The organism is Sorangium sp. So ce128, assembly GCF_051525245.1.
In the GTDB taxonomy this organism is placed as follows: Bacteria; Myxococcota_A; Polyangia; order Polyangiales; family Polyangiaceae; genus Sorangium; species Sorangium cellulosum_B.
Map to the genome: position 1 here is coordinate 4,976,451 of NZ_CP150313.1, position 18,692 is coordinate 4,995,142.

At 71.3% G+C, this 18,692-nt stretch carries 15 protein-coding genes; 9 read left to right on the forward strand and 6 right to left on the reverse strand.

The window, feature by feature from the left end; all coding sequences use genetic code 11:
* Positions 1-5 precede the first annotated feature (5 nt).
* Positions 6-335, reverse strand: coding sequence for a hypothetical protein (locus tag WME82_RS18965; protein ID WP_438043985.1), 330 nt, complete (start codon positions 333-335; stop codon positions 6-8).
* A gap of 11 nt (positions 336-346) precedes the next feature.
* On the opposite strand from WME82_RS18965, the gene WME82_RS18970 reads away from it, so the two are divergent.
* The 5 genes from WME82_RS18970 to WME82_RS18990 all read left to right on the forward strand — a co-directional run bounded on the left by WME82_RS18970 (position 347) and on the right by WME82_RS18990 (position 7,296).
* Positions 347-1,840: a right-handed parallel beta-helix repeat-containing protein gene (locus WME82_RS18970; RefSeq protein ID WP_438043986.1), complete on the forward strand. Its 1,494-nt coding sequence runs from the start codon at positions 347-349 to the stop codon at positions 1,838-1,840.
* A 66-nt stretch (positions 1,841-1,906) separates the two neighbouring features.
* Positions 1,907-3,166, forward strand: a complete 1,260-nt coding sequence (locus WME82_RS18975) for a pectate lyase family protein (protein ID WP_438043987.1) — start codon at positions 1,907-1,909, stop codon at positions 3,164-3,166.
* Between the two features lie 152 nt (positions 3,167-3,318).
* Positions 3,319-4,503 carry a vWA domain-containing protein gene (locus tag WME82_RS18980; protein ID WP_438043988.1) on the forward strand — a complete coding sequence of 395 codons (1,185 nt, stop codon included), beginning with the start codon at positions 3,319-3,321 and terminating at the stop codon, positions 4,501-4,503.
* Between the two features lie 278 nt (positions 4,504-4,781).
* Positions 4,782-6,443, forward strand: a complete 1,662-nt coding sequence (locus WME82_RS18985; protein WP_438043989.1) for a serine/threonine-protein kinase — start codon at positions 4,782-4,784, stop codon at positions 6,441-6,443.
* Between the two features lie 28 nt (positions 6,444-6,471).
* Positions 6,472-7,296, forward strand: coding sequence for a hypothetical protein (locus tag WME82_RS18990; RefSeq protein WP_438043990.1), 825 nt, complete (start codon positions 6,472-6,474; stop codon positions 7,294-7,296).
* A gap of 46 nt (positions 7,297-7,342) precedes the next feature.
* Here the strand turns inward: WME82_RS18990 and WME82_RS18995 are convergent, their stop codons facing one another.
* Entirely contained in the window at positions 7,343-8,668 is a 1,326-nt protein-coding gene (locus WME82_RS18995; RefSeq protein ID WP_438043991.1) for a sigma 54-interacting transcriptional regulator, read from the reverse strand.
* A gap of 108 nt (positions 8,669-8,776) precedes the next feature.
* Here WME82_RS18995 and WME82_RS19000 point away from each other — a divergent pair, with 108 nt between their 5' ends.
* Both WME82_RS19000 and WME82_RS19005 read left to right on the forward strand, forming a co-directional pair.
* Complete coding sequence (locus WME82_RS19000; RefSeq protein ID WP_438043992.1) at positions 8,777-9,766, forward strand: diguanylate cyclase; 990 nt, start codon at positions 8,777-8,779, stop codon at positions 9,764-9,766.
* Between the two features lie 71 nt (positions 9,767-9,837).
* Complete coding sequence (locus tag WME82_RS19005; RefSeq protein ID WP_438044907.1) at positions 9,838-10,428, forward strand: HD domain-containing protein; 591 nt, start codon at positions 9,838-9,840, stop codon at positions 10,426-10,428.
* A gap of 136 nt (positions 10,429-10,564) precedes the next feature.
* Here the strand turns inward: WME82_RS19005 and WME82_RS19010 are convergent, their stop codons facing one another.
* The gene (locus WME82_RS19010; RefSeq protein ID WP_438043993.1) at positions 10,565-11,638 is read right to left on the reverse strand and encodes a pectate lyase; all 1,074 of its coding nucleotides are present in this window, start codon (positions 11,636-11,638) and stop codon (positions 10,565-10,567) included.
* A gap of 397 nt (positions 11,639-12,035) precedes the next feature.
* Between WME82_RS19010 and WME82_RS19015 the strand changes: the two genes are divergently transcribed.
* A complete protein-coding gene (locus WME82_RS19015; RefSeq protein ID WP_438043994.1) occupies positions 12,036-12,650 on the forward strand; it encodes a hypothetical protein in 615 nt (204 codons plus the stop codon).
* Between the two features lie 134 nt (positions 12,651-12,784).
* Here WME82_RS19015 and WME82_RS19020 read toward each other — a convergent pair whose 3' ends face one another.
* The 3 genes from WME82_RS19020 to WME82_RS19030 all read right to left on the reverse strand — a co-directional run bounded on the left by WME82_RS19020 (position 12,785) and on the right by WME82_RS19030 (position 16,781).
* Positions 12,785-13,897, reverse strand: a complete 1,113-nt coding sequence (locus tag WME82_RS19020; protein WP_438043995.1) for a vWA domain-containing protein — start codon at positions 13,895-13,897, stop codon at positions 12,785-12,787.
* A 116-nt stretch (positions 13,898-14,013) separates the two neighbouring features.
* On the reverse strand, positions 14,014-15,516 hold the full coding sequence (locus tag WME82_RS19025) for a pectate lyase family protein (protein WP_438043996.1): 1,503 nt from the start codon (positions 15,514-15,516) through the stop codon (positions 14,014-14,016).
* 59 nt (positions 15,517-15,575) lie between these two features.
* On the reverse strand, positions 15,576-16,781 hold the full coding sequence (locus tag WME82_RS19030; RefSeq protein WP_438043997.1) for a pectate lyase: 1,206 nt from the start codon (positions 16,779-16,781) through the stop codon (positions 15,576-15,578).
* Positions 16,782-17,500: 719 nt separating this feature from the next.
* Here WME82_RS19030 and WME82_RS19035 point away from each other — a divergent pair.
* A complete protein-coding gene (locus WME82_RS19035; RefSeq protein WP_438043998.1) occupies positions 17,501-18,682 on the forward strand; it encodes a pectate lyase family protein in 1,182 nt (393 codons plus the stop codon).
* The last annotated feature ends 10 nt before the right edge of the window (positions 18,683-18,692 follow it).

Sequence of the window (18,692 nt, forward strand, 5' to 3'; positions counted from 1 at the left end):
GATCGTCACAGGGAGCCGGCAAGACCCAGGATCGCGCCGCCCTGCACCGGAACGAACAGCGGCGTGACAGCGAGGTCTTGCACGGACCGCCACGCCGCATTCCTCACGGGTCCCCTGACCGTCTCAATGCTCAAGCCGGCAATGTCGATGGCGCCCGAAAGGTGCAGCCCGGCGGCGGCGCCGATGATGCCGACCGATGATGCCGTCGCGTCGAGCAGCGAGGACGCGCGGTCCTGGGCGCGCGCCGTGGCATCCCGCGTGCTTGGAAGCCCGGGACCACGCGCGATCCCGGTGTCGCGATGCCGGACGGCCAGCGCCGGCGCGCGGTCGTGCAAGGAGTCGACTTATGAAATTGCTTACGATCGTCTTGTCGGTGCTGAGCGTGGCTGTGGCCGGGCTCGGGTGCGGTAGCAGCGCGAGCAGCGCGAGCGACGGCGCTGAAGATGAAGGAGCGAGCTCCGGCGGGACCGGCGGCGCGGGCCCCGCCGCGGTCACGGGAGGCGGCGGCCAGGGGGCGACCACCGCAGGACAGGGGGGCGGGGCGGCCACCTCCGCAGGAACGGGCGGATCGCCGGCCGTCTCCTCCGGCGCCAGCTCCTCGACGGGCGTCGGCGGCATGGATCAGCCGCCCTCGGGCGACGACCTCTACGTCGCCCCCGACGGCGCGGAGGACAACCCCGGAACCATCGACGCGCCCACGACGCTGCACAAGGCGATCACCCTGGTGCAGCCGGGGCAGACCATCTACCTGCGCGGGGGCGAGTACCTCTACGTCCCGACGGTGGAGATCGCCTACGGGAACGACGGGACGCCCGAGCAGCGGAAGCGCCTGTTCGCCTATCCCGGCGAGAAGCCTGTGCTCGAGTTCAAGGACCAGTACTACAAGAAGGGCGACCCGGCCAGCCCGCGCGGCGTCGAGCTGCACGGCAGCTACTGGCACATCCAGAGGATCGAGATCGCCAACGCCGGCGACAACGGCCTCTTCATCTCGGGGCACCACAACGTCATCGAGCGCTGCGTCTTCCACCACAACCGGGACTCGGGCCTCCAGCTCGGCGGCCGGCTGGGCGAGCTGGATACCCCGGAGGAGGAGTGGCCGTCCCACAACAAGATCATCAACTGCGACTCGTATAGCAATTTCGACCCGCCCGACGGCGGCGACGCGGACGGCTTCGCCCCGAAGCTGAACGTCGGCGAAGGGAACGAGTTCCGCGGCTGCCGCGCCTGGAACAACTCGGACGACGGCTGGGACATGTTCAACCGCAACGGCAAGCCGCTCAAGCCGGTCCTCCTGGACCAGTGCTGGGCCTTCGACAACGGCTACGAGGAAGGCGGGTACATGAGCACGCCGCCGCCGGTCCCGTACATGGGCAACGGCAACGGCTTCAAGATGGGCGGGAGCAACGGCCTTGCGTCCGACCACGTGATCACCCGCTCCGTCGCGTTCGGCAACAAGGTCCGCGGCTTCGACGAGAACAACAATGTCGGCAACATCACGGTGAAGAACTGCACCGGATGGCTGAACGGATCCATGAACTTCGCGTTCGGCGAGGGCGGGTTCCACACGTTCATCAACAACATCTCGCACGCGAGGAAATCCAGCGACGAGCCGGTCGGCAACGCGGTCTCGAACGCGTTCGAGGGCGCCACCGACGCCGACTTCCTCAGCCTCGATCGCGCGCTGGCCAAGGCCCCACGCAACCCGGACGGCAGCCTCCCCGCGACCGATTTCCTGCGGCTCGCCCCGGGGAGCCAGTTCGTCGACGCGGGGTCGGCCGAGGGCCTCGCGCTGCCGTTCGCCGGCGCTGCGCCCGACCTCGGCGCCTTCGAGGTCGAGTGAGCCCAGAGGCGGCCCGGGCGGGGGCGACTGCGCAACGGTCTTTCTTCACGCTTTCAGGAGGCAATCATGCGGTATGAGAGGTCGAATCGTTTCACCCCCTTTGCGGCGGCCCTCGTCGCGCTCTGCGGCGCGGGAGGCTGCGCGGCGTCGGGGGACGACGGCGATGCAACCGGCGCGGGCGGCGCGTCGTCGTCCGGGGCCGGGCCGAGCGGGCCGTCGTCGACGAGCGGCGGCGCAACGAGCGGCGGCGCAACGAGCAGCGGCGGCACGACCGGCGGCGGCACGACGAGCAGCAGCGGGACCACGGGCACCGGGGGAGGCGCGACCAGCGGCACGGGTGGCGGGGGCGGCGGCCAAGGCGCGGGCGGCTCGGGCACCGGCGGCGGCACCGTCGACGGTTGTCCCGCCAGCGCGCCGATCGGGTGGGCGGGCGAGAGCGGCCACGGCGTGGCCACCACGACGGGCGGCCTCGGCGGGATGACGGTCACGGCGACCACGACCGCGCAGCTCGTCGAGTACGCCGAGAGCCCCGAGCCGCTGATCATCCAGATCTCCGGCGACATCGACATCAGCGGCGTGGACGTCGACGTGGCGTCGAACAAGACGCTGATCGGCGCGAGCCCCGACGCGACCCTCCGGGGCCGCCTCCAGATCCGGGGGAAGTCGATCGACACCCCGATCCAGAACGTCATCATCCAGAACCTCAAGATCGACGCCAGCTCGACCACGGACGACGGGATCCAGATCCACTTCGCCCACCACGTCTGGGTGGATCACGTGGAGATCTGGGACGGGCTGGACGGCAACCTCGACGTCGTCCACGGCTCGGACCTCGTGACCGTCTCGTGGTGCAAGTTCCACTACACGAGCAACGCGCCGGATCCCGCGCACCGCTTCTCGAACCTGGTCGGCCACAGCAACAACAACAGCGACGAGGACACAGGGAGACTCCGCGTCACGTTCCATCACAACTGGTGGGCCGACGGCGTGATCGAGCGCATGCCCCGCGTCCGCTTCGGCGAGGTCCACGTCTTCAACAACTACTACTCGGCGGCCGGCAACAACTACGCCATCGGGGGCGGCCTCCAGGCCAGGCTCCGGATCGAGAACAACTACTTCGACGGGGTGAAGGACCCGCACGTCTTCTACGACGGCGAGCCGACCGCGCAGATCGTGGCGAGCGGGAACGCCTATATCGGCATGTCGGACACCACCCGGAAGGACACGGGGCAGGGGAGCGCGTTCGCCCCGCCTTACACCGTCGCTCTGGGCACGGCCGACGCCTCGCTGAAGGACGTCGTGACACGGTGCGCTGGTCCGAGATAGCGGCGCCTGCGAACAGCACACCTCATCGACGACGCAGAGCCCCGCGCCCTGGCACCGCGCGTGCTTCGGAGACCCATGACCACGCGCCATCCCGATGACTCGATGCCAGCGGCGCGAGGCCGGGACGCGGCGGTGGAAGGAGCCGACGACTTATGAAATTGCTTCCAATTGCCTTGGCGATGCTGAGCGTGGCTGCGGTCGGGCTCGGGTGCGGCAGCAGCCCGAGCGACGGGGGAGAAGAAGGTGAAGGGGCGAGCTCCGGCGGTAGCTTCGGCGCCGGCTCGGGCGAGGGGGGCTCGCTGGACATCGGCGGCGGGATCCGGCCCGGATCGAGCGGCGCGGGCGGCGCCAGCCCCGCGGGCGGAGGCGGAGCGTGCGCCACCCAGACGGCGGCGGCATCGCTCCAGCCCGTGTACCTGGCGTTCGCGTTCGACGTGTCGGGCAGCATGGGCAAGGGCGACAAGGACTGGCACGACAAGGACCTCAAGTGGGATCCTGTGGTCGCTGCGACCAAGCAGTTCTTCTCGGATCCCGGGTCCGAAGGGCTGACGGCTTCGCTCTCGTTCTTTCCAGCCGACGACGACAAGTGTTCTGTCGAGATCTACGCGACGCCGGACGTGCCGCTCACGCCGCTCCCCTCGGACGCCTTCGCCGAGGCGATCGCCGCGATCGAGCCGGAGAGCTCGGACGACTGGCGCGGCGGCACGCCGACCGCGTGGGTGATGCGGGGCACGAGCGGGTTCATCGAGGCGCAGCGGCAGCAGAACCCCGGGAAATACGCGATCGTGCTCGTGACGGACGGCTACCCGCAGGGCTGCGACGAGGCCTCCGACACGATCGACGCCGTCGTGGCCGACGCCCAGGCGGCGCTGGCGGAGGGGGTCCCGACCTACGTCATCGGGGTCGAGAACCCGCCGATCGATGGCGCGCCGGACACCCTCGACGACCTGCACGAGATCGCCGCAGCCGGCGGCACCGAGGGCGCCGTGCTCATCGACACCGGCGATCCGTCGCAGACCACGGCCGCTTTCAAGGCGGCGGTCGACCGGATCCGCGGCGCCTCGGTCTCGTGCACGATGGCGATCCCGCTCCCGCCGAACGGGAGCGCGTTCGACAAGGAGAAGGTCCGCGTGCTCTACACGAGCGGATCGAGCGCGACCACGGAGCTCGTGTACGACCAGAGCTGCGCGATCGAGGGCGCCTGGCGCTACGACGAGCCCGGGAGTCCGACGCAGATCGTGCTGTGTGCCGACGCGTGCACCACGGTCCAGGCGGACATGGTGGCGAAGCTGAGCGTCGATTTCACCTGCGAGAGCGTGATCGAGGTTCCCCTGTAGCCGCAGGCCGCCGCGCCTCTGTCGCGCCGCGCCTGCGGGGCGCTCGGCCTCGCCTACCGGCGCGCGCGCCGCCAGCCCGACCCATGTCAACGGTGAGTTGACACTGTGGACACACCCAGTTGCTTCTCCACCGGTCCACCTCGGCAGGGGCGGTCAGACACCCATGTGCCGCGTCGAGCGCCCTCGCCGCTGCCCGGCGTCAATGGCCGCCTGACGCGAGCGCGGCGCGCAGGTTACCGTCCAGCAACGCTGCCGAGATGTTGTAGAACAGAGCCATCATGGCACCTGCTCAGGAGCGCGAGCGGCGGACCCTCGATCGATACACGCTCCATGGCGTGATCGCCTCCGGGGGGATGGCGTCCGTCCATTTCGGGCGGCTCGTGGGCGCCCATGGCTTTGCCCGCACTGTCGCGATCAAGCGCCTGCACCCGCAGTTCGCCAGGGACCCCGAGTTCTCGTCGATGCTCCTCGACGAGGCGCGGCTCGCGGTGCGCATCCGCCACCCGAACGTCGTCACGACGCTCGACAGCGTCCAGGCCGACGACGAGCTCTTCGTGGTCATGGAGTACATCGCGGGGGAATCGCTCTCGAGCCTGCTGCGCGAGGCCGGCAGGCGAGGGGCCCGGGTGCCGCAGCCCGTCGGCTCGGCCATCATCGCCGGCGCCCTCGCGGGCCTGCACGCGGCGCACGAGGCGACCGACGAGGAGGGCGCCGCGCTCCAGATCGTCCACCGCGACGTGTCGCCGCAGAACCTCCTCGTCGGCGAGGACGGCATCGCGCGCGTGCTCGATTTCGGCATCGCGCGGGCGGCGGTGCGGAGCCAGGTGAGCCGCGTCGGGCAGCTCAAGGGCAAGCTCAGCTACATGGCGCCGGAGCAGCTGCGCGGAGCCCCCCTGACCCGCCGCGCCGACATCTACGCTGCTTCTGTGGTCCTGTGGGAGGTGCTCACCGGGCGGCGGCTGTTCACGGGGGAGTGCGACGCGGAGATCTTCGGGCGGATCCTCGAGGGCGTCGTCCAGCCGCCGAGCGTGTACGGCGACGTGCCGAAGGCGCTCGACGAGGTGGTGCTCCGCGGCCTCGACAGGGATCCTGCTCGGCGTTACGCGACCGCGCTGGAGATGGCGGCTGCGCTGGAGGAGGCGCTGCCGCCGGCGAGCCCGCGCGCGGTGGGAGCGTGGGTCGAGGCGACGGCGGGGACGCTCCTCGAGGCGCGGGCGAAGAGCCTCGCCGCGATCGAGACGTCGCAGCGGAGCGCGGCCCCAGCGCCGCCGCCGCCGAGATCCGCCGCGGTTGACGACGCGTCGCCGCGGGACGTCGAGGCGCGCCTCGCGCAGCCGTCTGGCGGCCGCGGGCGCGCGCTGAGGACCTCGGTGACGGTTCCGACGATGACGAGGACGGTCGAGGACATGGCGCGGCCCGTGGCGTCGGCGCTCGCGACGCCGGTCGCCGCGGCGGCGCCGCCGCGGCTGGCGAGCGCGCAGCTCGTCCGCGCCTCCACGCTCGCGCTCGGGGCCAGCGCGCTGGTGCTCGCCGTGGCCCTCGGCAGGAGCTGTAGCGTGCGTCCAGAGCCCGATGCGCCGCAGGACGAGCGCGCTGGCGCCGGCGAGTCCTCGCGGTCCGCCGCGCCGCCGTCAGCGCTCGCGCCGCCTGCCGCGAGCGTGGGGGCGCCGGAGGTGCCTGCGGAGGCGCCTGCGGCCTTGTCGGCGGCGTCCGCGGCGGCGCCTGAGGCATCGGCGGCCTCGCCGGCGCCGGCCGCGCCGGGGGCCTCCGCGAGCGCCGTCGCGGCGTCGGCGCCGACCGCGCGCGCGGCCGCGCCGGATCGCGCCGCGGGCGTGCGCGCCGCTTCCCCCGCGCGCAGCGCGCGGCCGCGATCGCGCTGCGTGCCTCCGTACTATCTGGACGCCAACGGCATCCGGCGGATCAAGCGAGAGTGCCTGTGAACGACGGAAGCGTGTAGCCTGCGCTGCGATGAAAGGGCGCCTCCTCGCCGCCTTCGCCGCGGCTGCCACGCTCCTTGCGGGCCCACGCGCCCGCGCTCAGGGCGTGGGAGAGACGTGCGCGGCCTCGTACGAGCAGGCGCAGCAGCTCCTCCGCGACAGGGCGCTGCTGCGCGCCCGCGCCGAGCTCCGCGTCTGCGTGAGCTCGTGCCCGGCGACGCTCGCCCGCGACTGCCAGAGCTGGAGCGAGCAGCTCGAGCGCGACATGCCCAGCGTCGCGCTGTCGGCCACGTCCGCGGACGGCCGCGCGCCGGGCCGGGTCCGGGTGCTCCTCGACGGCGCGCCGCTGCTCGACGCGCTCCCGAAGGACCCGATCGAGCTCGATCCCGGGCGCCATACGCTGACCTTCGAGGACGCGGCGGGGACGCGGGTCGCCGCCGTTGTCACGCTGCCGCCGGGCGACAAGGCGCTGCCGATCGCTGTGCGCTTCCCGGCGCCGGCGCCGTCGCGCCCCGCGGCCGTCGCCGACGCGCCGCCGGTGCGGCAGCGCTGGCCGCTCGTGCTCGTCGGCGTCGGCGCGGCGGGGCTCGGCGTGGGCGCGTTCCTCGGCGTCAAGGGGCACCTCGATCGGAGCGAGCTCCGCACGCGGTGCGCGCCCGGATGCCCGGCGGAGGACGTCGAGGCGATCGATCTCACGTGGAAGGCCGGCGCGATCTCCGCGGGCGTGGGGTTCCTCGCGGCCGGCCTGGGCGCGGTGCTCTACTTCCAGCTCGATCCCGTCGCGCCCGCCGCGCCGGTCGCGAGCTTCTCGCTCTCGCCGGGCGGCCCCGGGCTCTCGCTCCGCGGCGCGTTCTGAGCGCCGCGCCGCGCGTCCCGAGCACCGCGCCGCGCCGCGCGCCCCGTCAGCCCTTGCTGCGGATGCCGTAGCGCTCCATCAGCCGGTGGACGAGCTGCCGGGAGACGCCCATCGACGCGGCGGCCCGCGCCACGTTGCCGCCGCTCTCCCGGAGCTTCATCGCGATGTACGTGCGCTCGAACTGCTCGACGACCATGTCGCGCGCCTCGCGGAGCGGCAGCGCGACGAACTGGCCGACGCCCATGTCGGCGGGCCGCGGCGCCACCTTCACGATCGCCTCCTCGGCGAGGTGCGGGAACAGCATGAGCCGCGCGACGGTGTTGCGGAGCTCGCGCACGTTGCCCGGCCAGTGGTGCCCGCGGAGCAGCTCCAGCGCGTTCGGCGGCAGGTCGGCGAGCGAGCGCGGAGGCACCTGCGCCGCGAGGAAGCGCTCGACGAGCAGCGGGATGTCCTCCTTGCGCTCGCGCAGCGGGGGCACGACGGTCTCGACGACGGCGAGCCGGTAGTAGAGATCCTCGCGGAACGCGCCCGACGCGACGCGGCCCTGGAGATCGCGGTGCGTGGCGGCGATCACGCGGGCGTCGAACGACGTGTACGCGGCGGCGCCGATGCGCCGCACCTGGCGAGCCTCGAGCGCGCGCAGGAGCTTCGGCTGGAGATCGAGCGGGAGCTCGCCGATCTCGTCGAGGAAGAGCGTGCCGCCGGTCGCCTCCTCGAGCAGGCCGGCGCGCGCGCCCTGGGCGCCCGTGAACGCGCCCTTCGTGTAGCCGAAGAGCTCGGCCTCGATGAGGTTCGGGGCGACGGCGCTGCAGTCGAACACGACGAAGGGGCCGCCGCTGCGCGGGCTCGCCGCGTGGATGGCGCGGGCGAGGACCTCCTTGCCGGTGCCGGACTCGCCGAGCAGGAGGATCGTCTCCGAGGTGGCCGCGGCGCGCTCGAGGCGGGCGAAGAGCGCGCGCATGGGGACGCTGCTGCCGAGGGCCTCGCCGAAGCTGGCCGAGGTGGAGAGCGGGACGACGACAGGGGCGCCGCCGACGCGCACGGTGAGGGGCACGCCGCCCAGGGAGGCCACGGCGCTCGGGGTGAGGAAGCCCTCGACGATCAGGACATCGTTGATGAACGTGCCGTTCTTGCTGCCGAGGTCGGTGAGGACGACCCCGCGCGGCGAGAACCGGAGCTGGCAGTGGCGGCGTGAGACGCGGGAGTCGGGGATGATGACGTCGCACTCGCCGCTCGTTCCGAGCACGAGCGGCGCGACGCCGAGGGCGGCCTCGATCGGCGGGCTCTTCTGCGGGGTGACGAGGATGCGCAGGTCCGGGAGCTCGACCGCGTCGCTTCGGAGGGTCGTGATCGTCCGGGTGGGGTCGTGCATTGATCGCGCGGGAGGGGGACGGGGCAGCATCTCCGAATTTCTGGCAGATTTCCAGCGCGCGGTGCGTCCCGGGCGCTGGGCGCACCGCCGCCGGGGTATCCTCGTGAGGTGCTCGAGTTCACGCAGTCCGAGGCCAAGATCCTGTCCCAGTGCGTCACCCGGTTCACGGATGCGTTCCGCCGCGACGTGGCGGACGTGATCCGGCACGAGTTCCGCGGCTACGAGCCGCCGGAGGTGACGGAGCTGATCGGACAGCTGAGCCTCCTCGGGCGGCAGCTCGAGCTGCGCCCGCCGCACGCGCAGATCCACGACACGCAGGGCCCGCTGCTCAAGCGCATCCTGATCGACCTCCGGCGCGACAGCGCCACGGCGATCGAGGAGCCGCTCCAGAAGGCCGTGAACGCCGAGACGATCCGGCACCTCCGGCGCGAGGTCCACGGGCTGGAGCAGCTGATGGCCGCGCCCTGGTTCGCGGCCACGCGCGCGCTCAAGGTGCCGCAGCTCACCGACTACATGTCGATCCGGCACGCCGAGGCCGTGATGCCGGAGGCGCCGCCGCTCCGCCCGCGCGAGTACGACGAGAAGTTCCACATCCTCGAGGCGCCCGGGCTCTTCCTGCCCGATCTGGCGCACTACCGGGCGCGCTGCGCGCTGCGCGGCGCCTCCATCGCCGTGGCGTTCGTCGACATCGACGACTTCAAGGCGTTCAACGTCCAGCACACCGAGACCGCGGTCGATCTCCACGTGCTCCCGCCGCTCATGGAGAGCATCGAGGCGCACGTCTTCGCGCACGGGCACGCGTACCGGTTCGGCGGCGACGAGTACATGATCACGCTGCCCAACGCGACGCGCGCGTGGGCGGTGGACTTCCTGCGCGCGCTCCAGGAGCGGCTCGGCCGCCGTCGCTACCGCCGCGTCGAGCGGTCGCCGACGATCTCGGCCGGGCTGTGCGTCGCCGACGTCGACTGCTTCCTGACGGATCGCGAGATCCAGGGGCGCGCCAACCTCGCGAAGAACCACGCGAAGGCCACGGAGAAGGGCAGCGTCGCCACGTACGACGGGGAGCTGTTCCGCCCCGAGGATCTGGTGCTCGCGTGAGGCCGGACGGCGGGATCGCGGCGGGCGAGGCGCGCGCCGACGGCGACGCGCCGCCGGAGGCCCCGGACGGCCTGGTCCTGCCCGAGCCGCTGTGGGGCGCGGTGCGCGCGGCCTACGGCGAGCCCGGGCGCGCGTACCACGACCTGGCGCACGTGCGCGAGGTGCTCCGCCGGGTGGGCGAGGTCGCCCGCGACGTCGGCTGGCGGAGGCCGCGGGAGGTGTTCCTGGCCGCGCTCTTCCACGACGCCGTGTACGTGCCCGGCCGCCACGACAACGAGGCGCGCAGCGCGGAGCTCGCGCGCGAGGCGGTGGCGCGCTGGCTGCCCGGCGAGGGGTTCGACGAGGGCCTCATCGAGCGGCTCATCCTGCTCACGGCGCGCCACGGGGCCCTCGGGCCGGCGGACGTCGGCGAGGAGGAGGCCCTCTTCCTCGATTGCGACATGGCCATCCTGGGCAGCGACGCGGCGGTGTTCGACGCGTACGACCGGGCGATCGCCGCGGAGTACAGCGCCGTGCCGCCCGAGCTCTACGCTGCAGGCCGGCGGCGCTTCTTCGAGAAGCTGCTCGCGGCGGAGCGGATCTTCCTCTCGCCGTACTTCCACGCCCGCCTCGAGGCGAGCGCGCGCGACAACCTGCGCCGGAAGCTCGACGCGGGCGCGTAGCGGCGCTGCGCGGGGGTCGTCGGGGCGGGGGTCGTCGGTGGACGGCGCGGTCGTCACGGGCGCGGCGGTCCGCGCCGCCGGGTCGCGCCAGGATGCAGGGGGGCAGCGACGCTGGCGCGCGCTGCCCCTCGCGCGATCACCAGCTCTTCACGTCGCTCTTGCTCACGCGGCACGTGGCGGTGTCCCACTGGCTCGCGCCGCCGTGGAGCTTCTCGGACTCGCCCATGTGATCGGTGACGGCCCTGTACTCCTGGCAGATCTTCGGCTTGTCGTCGTCCGCGTCGTAGCCCCCCTTGACGTAGAGGTTCGTGATCGTGACCGTGTCGCCGTAGTTCTGGTTCGCGCCGGCGATCGTCGTCTTCACCCGGTCCACTCTGACATTGTCGATGATCAGGTGCCGCGGGCCGCCGTTCGCGGTGCAGTCGCCGCACGAGCGCCAAAGCTTCCCGAAGTCGGCGATGTACGAGTTCGTGACGATGGTCGTGGAGCCGCCCTTGGCGTTGTGCTGGAAGATCTTGTCGGCCGAGTGCAGGGCGATGGAGCTGTTGATGTGCATCGTCGCCCCGTCGGCGCTGTTGGTCGCCGCGTCCTCGCAGACGTCCTCCCAGTAGACGTGATCGAGCGTGCAGTCGCCCTTGCAGACGATTCCGTTGCCGCCGGGGAGGCCGCCGGCGATGATGAGGTTCTTCACGGTGACGCCGTCCTCGACCTCGAACACGGTCTTCTGGCCCTCGCCGTCGTCGCAGTCCTCCGTGTTGTTCACGCCGATCTTCTGGTTGTTGAAGTCGTAGACGTCCTGCCCGCCGTGGGCGGCGTTCTTGAGCACCGTCGTCTCGGTCCTGATCTCGCCGTCGCCGTTCGTGGGCGTCGGGATCTCCATCGGGAGCTCGTCGCCGAGCGGCTCCTCTCCGCCGGTGCCGCTGCTCGTGGTGCTCGCGGCCGTGGAGCTCGCGGCCGTGGTGCTTGCAGCCGTGGAGCTCGCGGCCGTGGTGCTGGAGCTGCTCGTGGTCGCGCTGCTCGTGGTGCTCGCGGCGGTGCTGCCGCCGCCGGCGCCGCCCGTGCTGCTGGTGCTCCCGCCGGTCGCGGTGGTGCTGCTGCTCGAGCTGCTGCCTCCCTGGCCGTCGTCCGGCGTCGCTGCGTCGTCCGAACAGCCGAGCTGGGAAGCGCCAGCGGCGCCGATCACGAGCAGCAAAGTGAAAGCTGACTTCATTCCGAACCTCATCTCGCTACCTCTCGTTCTGGGATTCATGGTGGACGACCCGCGGCCCGGAAGCGCTCGCACGACGCCGGCCGGCGCCGTCGAATCCCCGACGCAACCCCGTCGAGGGGGGGCAACCACGAGCCCGCGCTTCGCGTCGTTCAGCTGGCCTCTGCGTCGAGTGACTGCAAGCGGCGATCCAGGGCGCGCGGCGGGACGTCGGGTCGTCGCGCGGACGTGTGCCGCGGCCTTCGTGTCAACGCGAGGTCGACACTGGTTGACGATCGCGGTTGACGCGCGGGCGCTCCGCGCGCGGGCAGATCGCGCTGCCGCCGCGCGGGAAAAGCGCGCCGTGGCGCGCCGGCAGGAGGCGCGCCACGGCCGGCATTGTGCACGAGGGCGCCGCGCCATGAACAAGGATCAAACCATCAATCGGAGAGAATCCAACCGCCCTCTGGCCTCGGGCCTGCTGCTCGCGCTCGCGGTCGCGCTCACCGCGTGCGGCGATGACGGCGACGGAGGCGGCAGCGGCGGCGCGGGCGGCGCGAGCGCCAGCAGCAGCGGCGCGAGCACGACCAGCGGCGTCGGCAGCGCGTCCAGCGCCACCAGCGGCGGCGGCGCGACGAGCACGACCAGCAGCACGAGCGGCGCCGGCGGCTCGGGCTCGTGCCCGGGGTTCGATGACAACGACCCGTGCACATTCACTGGGATGTGCCCCTCGGCGTGCGGCATCGAGGAGCTGGGCTCGCGCATCTGTGCCTGCGCGGGCGGCGTCGCCGACTGCGAGCCGTGCCTGCCGCCCGACGCCGCGCAGTACCCCATCAACCCGGTCGCGGTCGACTGCAGCACCGTGGGCGGCAACGGCAGCGCGGCGTCGACTCGGAACACCCCCTGTACCGCGGTGGAGGAAGGGACGTCGTGTATCGGGAACGAGACGGGCAGCCCCCGGGGCTGTGTCTGCTGGGATCTCGGGGCCGGCTTTCAGTGGGAGTGCGGCTCGGTCAACAAATGGTTTGCCAAGTAGTCGCGCGGCGGCGCGAATGACCCCTTGAACGAGCGCGGAGCTCCGGGGGAGGGCGCCCCCAGGGCGACGGCGATCTCCCCCATCGGATCCGCGAGCTGCCGAGCACGGCGCCCGGCCGGCGCGCGCCCGGAAGCTCAGAAGATCGGGTCGTCCTTGCAGCCGAAGATCACCTTGACGGAGCCGGCGCCGCTGCTCGCCACCTGCTCGCACGCGGAGCCATACAGCTTGATCGTCATCATGTCGGGCCCCGTGTAGTTCCAGCCGTCCGTGCCCGTGGTGTCCTGCGCGACCGCTTGCTCCCCGACGAACACGCCGACGTGGTCCGGGTTCGGCGGCGGCCCGCTCAGCGGGAACAGGCAGGTCGAGATCTCTCCCGTGATCGTCAGCAGCGACGTCACGAGCTGGTCCTTCGTGGCCGCGAGGTAGAACTTGGGCGCGAGCGGATCTTGATCCTGGCGCGGCTCGAGCCCTGCGACGGCGAGGCCGTTGAGCGCCTCGATCTTGCTCGCCTGCGACGCGATCCCAACCACGAACGTATGGAAGCCGGCGGCGGCCGCGCTCGACACCGCCTGCACGGCGAACTCGTCCGAGTCGCTCTTGGGGCATGACGGATCTCCGTCCGTCGCAAGCAGGATGTACTTCGGGTCGTCGTTCTGGATCGTCTGCAGGTACTCGACCGCCTTGTTGACGGCGTCGCCTGTCGGCGTGCCGTCGCCCTCGGGGGTCGTGCTCGAGATCGCTTGGTTCACCGTGGGTGCGTTGTTCGTCGCGATCGGGATCAGGATGTCGCTCGGGAAGCTCTCCCCGGTGCAGGTACCCGTCCTGTCGCCCTGCGGGAACACCTTCAGGCCCCAGGAGGCCGCCTCGTTCGTCGCCGCGATGACCTCCTGCAAGGCGGGCACGACGATGTCCCATTTCGACGGCGTGCCCTCGTCTCCGTTCGGATCGTCGTGCATCGACGCCGAGCGATCGAGGACCAGCAGGATGCTGGCCGGCTTGCGCTCGACGTTGAAGTTCTGCCGCCCGCAGTCCACGCCTTCGCCGGGGCCGGCGTCGGGGTTGAGGTCTCCGGGCACGCCGCCCGGGTCTTCCGTCCCGTCGCCGACGTCGCCGTACCCGGGATCGCCGGGGCCCGGCTCGCCGGAGCCCGGCTCGTCGCTGCTGCTGCTGTTGTCTTCGTTGCTCGACGCACAGCCCGATAGCGCTGCCAACACGATGACGGAACCGATCGATGATGCTCTCAGCATGCTGTCTCCTGTAAGCGGAATCCTGGTGACGTCACCGCGAGCGCCGCGCCGGCGCCTGCTCTCCACGGGCGGCGGCCTCGCGAAGCGGGGCCCGGCGACGGCGCGGGCGACGCTGGCTACTCGAGCTCGTCGGCGAGGCGCTCGAGCCAGCCCTCGATGTCCTCGGTCGGCACGACCAGCGGCCGCGAGGTCGGCTCTGCCGTCGGGTAGCCCCCCACCTCGTCCTGGCTGTTCACGAACATGCCGCCGCCGGACAGGACGTCTGCGACGATGCGCAGATCGATCTCGTCGCGGTCCCTGGGCCGCGCGCCTGCGTGCGCGAGCACCGAGTCCAGGACCGACGCTGCGGGGAGCGCCACGAGGCCCTCGGGCCACGCGGGCTTCTCGGCGAGGACGACGATCTCCGGCGAGACGATGGGCGCCGCTGCGCCGAGGGCGTCGACGGCGATATTGTCCTCGAGGTAGGCGGATCCCAGCGAGTTGGTGCCCACCATCGGGAGGCCCGGCATCGTGTTCACGCCGTGCCGCATGACATTGCCGACGATGCTGACCCTGGGGGGCTCCGGCGTGACGCCCGAGCTCTCCCACTCCCTGACGACGGGGCCGAGCCGCATGGCCCATTTTCCGGGGTTGTAGACGACGTTGTTCACGATCGCCCCGGTCGCGAACCCCTTGTACCAGGGGTTTCGCTCGTTGTTGTGGGCGTAGAGATTGCCGACCACGGTGACGTCGGTGCAGTGGTCGTGCACGAGGGTGCCCATCGAATGAGAGCCCTTCTCGTGGATCGACTCGAGGAGCCCTTCAGCGATGATGTTGTTGCTGAGGGTGACGCGGCGTGATGTGCCGCTGGGGCCGTCGAAGCGGGGGCCCGAGACCGACAGGTTCTCGTCGACGCCCCAGGCCACCGAGCAGTGGTCGATCACGATGTTGTAAGCCGAGGCGCCGTCCGTCGTGACGTCGGGCTCGAACCCCGACGCCGGCGCGGCCCCGGCGTCGCCCATCCGGAAGCGGAGGTGCTGGATCCGCACGTCGTGCGTGCTGATCCTCATCCCGCCGCGGATCAGCGTGATGCCCGGCGAGGGCGCTGTCTGGCCGGCGATGGTGACGAACGGCTCGGTGATGTTGAGTCGGGCCCTGTTCAGATCGATGATCCCGCCGACCTCGAACACGATGATGCGCGGCCCCGGCGTCTCGATGGCCTCGCGCAACGATCCCGGGCCGTCCGCGTCGAGGTTCGTCACCTTGAGGATGGTGCCCACGCCCTCGACGGGCCCCGATCCACCAGCGCCGCCCGAGCCTGAGGTGGTTGAGCCGCCAGCGCCGCCGCCCGAGCCTGAGGTGGTTGAGCCGCCAGCGCCGCCGCCCGAGCCTGAGGTGGTTGAGCCGCCAGCGCCGCCGCCCGAGCCGGAGGTGGAGGAGCCGCCAGCGCCGCCCGAGCCGGAGGTGGAGGAGCCGCCGGCACCGCCTGCCGAGCCGGAGGTGGCCGAGCCTGCGCCGCCTGTCGAGCCGCTGGTCGCCGTTCCTCCATCGGAGTCGGTCGAGCATGCCGCGACGATCATGAGCATCGCGAGGGCGGCCGCGCCGGACGCCCTGCGAGCGCGGAATAATCGAATGTACACTGGGATCTCCGTTGTTGCGGCGGACCCTGCTCCGAGACGTCCGCCTGTGAAGGGAAGCTTCAAAGGTCGATCTTGCCCACGCCCGCGCCGGCCATCACCATCGCCGGGACATCGGCGCTCCTGTCCAGCGTGTAGTCGTAGTAGGTGCTCGGCTCGACGACCGGCCCGGCCACCTCGATCTCGTGGTTGCACTCGACGAGGGTGTTGTCCCGGGCAATCATGCGCCCAGGGCTGTTGTCCTCGAAGATCACCCGGCCGGGGTTGTTGACGCTGAAGAAGTAATTGCCCTCGGCGACCACCCCGGCGTTCCAGGTGGAGGCGATGCCATAGCTGTTGTCGTTGTAATAGTTGTTGTAGACATGCACGGGCTCGCCGAAGCGGACCCGCGGGTTCCGCTGATCGGAGCGATCGAAGAAATTGTGGTGGTAGGTGACCCGGAGCCGCCCGATGTCCTGAGAGCCGCCGAGCTCGTCGTGCCCGAGGAGGCAGGTCTTCGTGTGGTCGTAGAAGTGGTTCCAGGACACGGTGACGAGATCCGAGCCCCGCTTGATGTCGAGCGCGCCGTCGCCGCCGTTCGAGAGGTCGCAGTGGTCGATCCAGATGTGGTGGGAGAACATCTGGATGTTGATGAGATCGTCCGAGGCCCCCGTGATCTTGATGTTGCGGATGATGATGTTGTGGACGGCGTCCGGCGGGGGCGAGGTGATGGCGTCGTCCACGGGCAAGCCGATCTTGAGGCCGCCGCCGGTGAGCGTCGCGTCCGCGCCGAGGCCGAGGATCGTCTTGTGGGACGTCACGTCGTGCATGCCGTCGGTGGTGCCGGTAGGCAGCGCGATCGTCCCGGCGACCTGGATGACGTAGGGCCCGGGGCGCGCGATGTGATCGAGGAACTCCTCGGTTGTCGTGACCGTGACGACCGGACCGCCCGCGCCGCCCGTGGTGGTCCTGACCCCGTAGCCCTCGACGGCCGCGAACCCGTCCGGCCCGTCCCCGAGCACCGGAGGCGCGCCGCCGTGGCCGCCCGAGCTCGTGTCGCCGCCGTGGCCGCCCGAGGTTGCGCCGCCGCCTTGGCCGCTCGCACCCGTGGCGTCGCCTGGCGCGCCCGCGCCCGCAGAGCTGCCGTGGCTGCCCGCGCCCGGAGCGCCGCTTCCGGTGCCGCCCTGTCCGGCCGCGTCCTCGCTCGGCCCGGGCGAGTTCGCTGCGCCGGAGCAACCGGCCAGGACCGCGCAACCGAGGAGGACGAACAAGAGAACAGCGGCTTTCATGCGACCGATCCTTTCGAATTGAAACACTCCACCCGGGCGCTCAGGCGCCGAGCCCGCGCGGACAACAACAGCGCATCGCGGCTCACCGTCGCTGCGCTCGATGCACGCGCGCCTCGGCGTGGCACCCGGTGGGTCGCGCGGTTCGGGCTAGCGTCAGGTGCCGGCCGCCGAACGGTGCCGGAGCCGCGCCTCGCCCGCGAGCGGCGAGATAAGCAATTACGATGCCGTCTTCTCGAAGCCGCCTGCCGGCGGTCAATCCGGTCCGCAGAAACCGCGTTGCGCTCGCGTCGTGAGAGCCCTTGTCGCAGCGCGCCGTGGCGTCGCCGAGTCAACCACGGGTTGACGTGCTTGACGGCACCGACGCACTACGTGTTAACCGCAGATTGACCAGCAGCCATCGGCGGGAGCTCCACCGGCGCCCCGTGGACAGCCGGCGACGCCATCGCTGCGCGCCACCAGGCCAGCGAGAGCCCATAGCAGCCATGTCTTTGGAGTATTTCAGAATAGCGAGCGGCTGGATCGCGTTGGCGCCGAACGGCACAGCCGTTGCGTATGCGTGGTGAGCGACGCGTTGCGCACGACAGGCGAAGCCGTACCGTGGAGGCCTGATGGTGGCGCCGCCGGCGAGCGCCATCCATCGAGCTCCGACGTCCGCTGCCTCGACGACGGGCAGAACGATGATGCCAGCATCCCATTCGAGGCAGAGGTGAGGCTGAAGGATGAACTCAAGCAGCAGCTCATGTCGGATCCTCGTGTTCCCGCTCGCCCTGCTGGCGCTCGGCCTGTTCGCGTGCGGTGGCGACGGCGCCACCCCTCCATCGGCGGACGGGGCCGGGGGCGCTGGAGGCTCGCTCCCGGCCGGCGCCGGCGCGACGACCGGCAGCACCACCGCCAGCGTGGCGAGCAGCACCACCGCCAGCGCGGCGAGCGGCACCACCAGCGCGTCGACCGGCGCCGGCGGCGATCCCTCGACGGATCCGCCGCCGCCCGCCCCCGAGGACGGTCCCGTCGGGTTCGCGTCGCTGAACGGCGGGACCACGGGCGGCGAGGGGGGCATGGTGGTGATGGTCTCGGACGCGGAGTCGCTCACGGCGGCCATGGTGGGCACCGAGCCGCTCGTCATCCAGATCTCCGGGACCATCGAGCTGTCCGGCATGAACGACGTCGGCTCGAACAAGACCATCGTCGGTCTCGGCTCCGACGCGAAGATCGTCGGCGGCGGGCTGTATCTGTACCGGGAGCGGAACGTCATCATCCGGAACATCACGTTCGAGGGCGCGAGCGAGGACGCCATCGGCATCACCACCGAGACCACGAACGTCTGGATCGATCACTGTACGTTCATGAACGGGGCCGACGGCCTGATCGACATCGTCCGGGAGTCGTCGTACGTGACCTTGTCGTGGAACGTCTTCCGGAACCATCACAAGACGATCCTCATCGGCCACTCCGACGCGGCCACGTCGGACGCCGGGTTCCTCCAGATCACGCTGCACCACAACTGGTTCGACGCCACCGAGACGCGCCATCCGAGCGTCCGCTTCGGCCAGGTGCACGTGTTCAACAACTACTACCTCGACAACCTCTCCTACGGGGTCGCGTCGCGCATGGAGGCCGACGTCGTCGTGGAGGGGAACTACTTCCTGAACACCTGGTTTCCTTGCCGGGCGGGGTACGCCGACTCCGAGCCTGGAGACATCGTCGAGCGCGCCAACATCATCGAGACCAACATGCCGCCTTCGGCGTCGGAGGACCCGAACGATCCCCCGCCTCCCGAAACGCCGGTCTGCGAGACGCGCGGCACCGCGTTCGATCCAGTATCGATGTATTCTTACACCATGGACCCGGCGGAGCACGTTCCGGCGCTGGTCATGCGCTACGCCGGGGCCGGGCGGCTCTGATCCCCGGCGC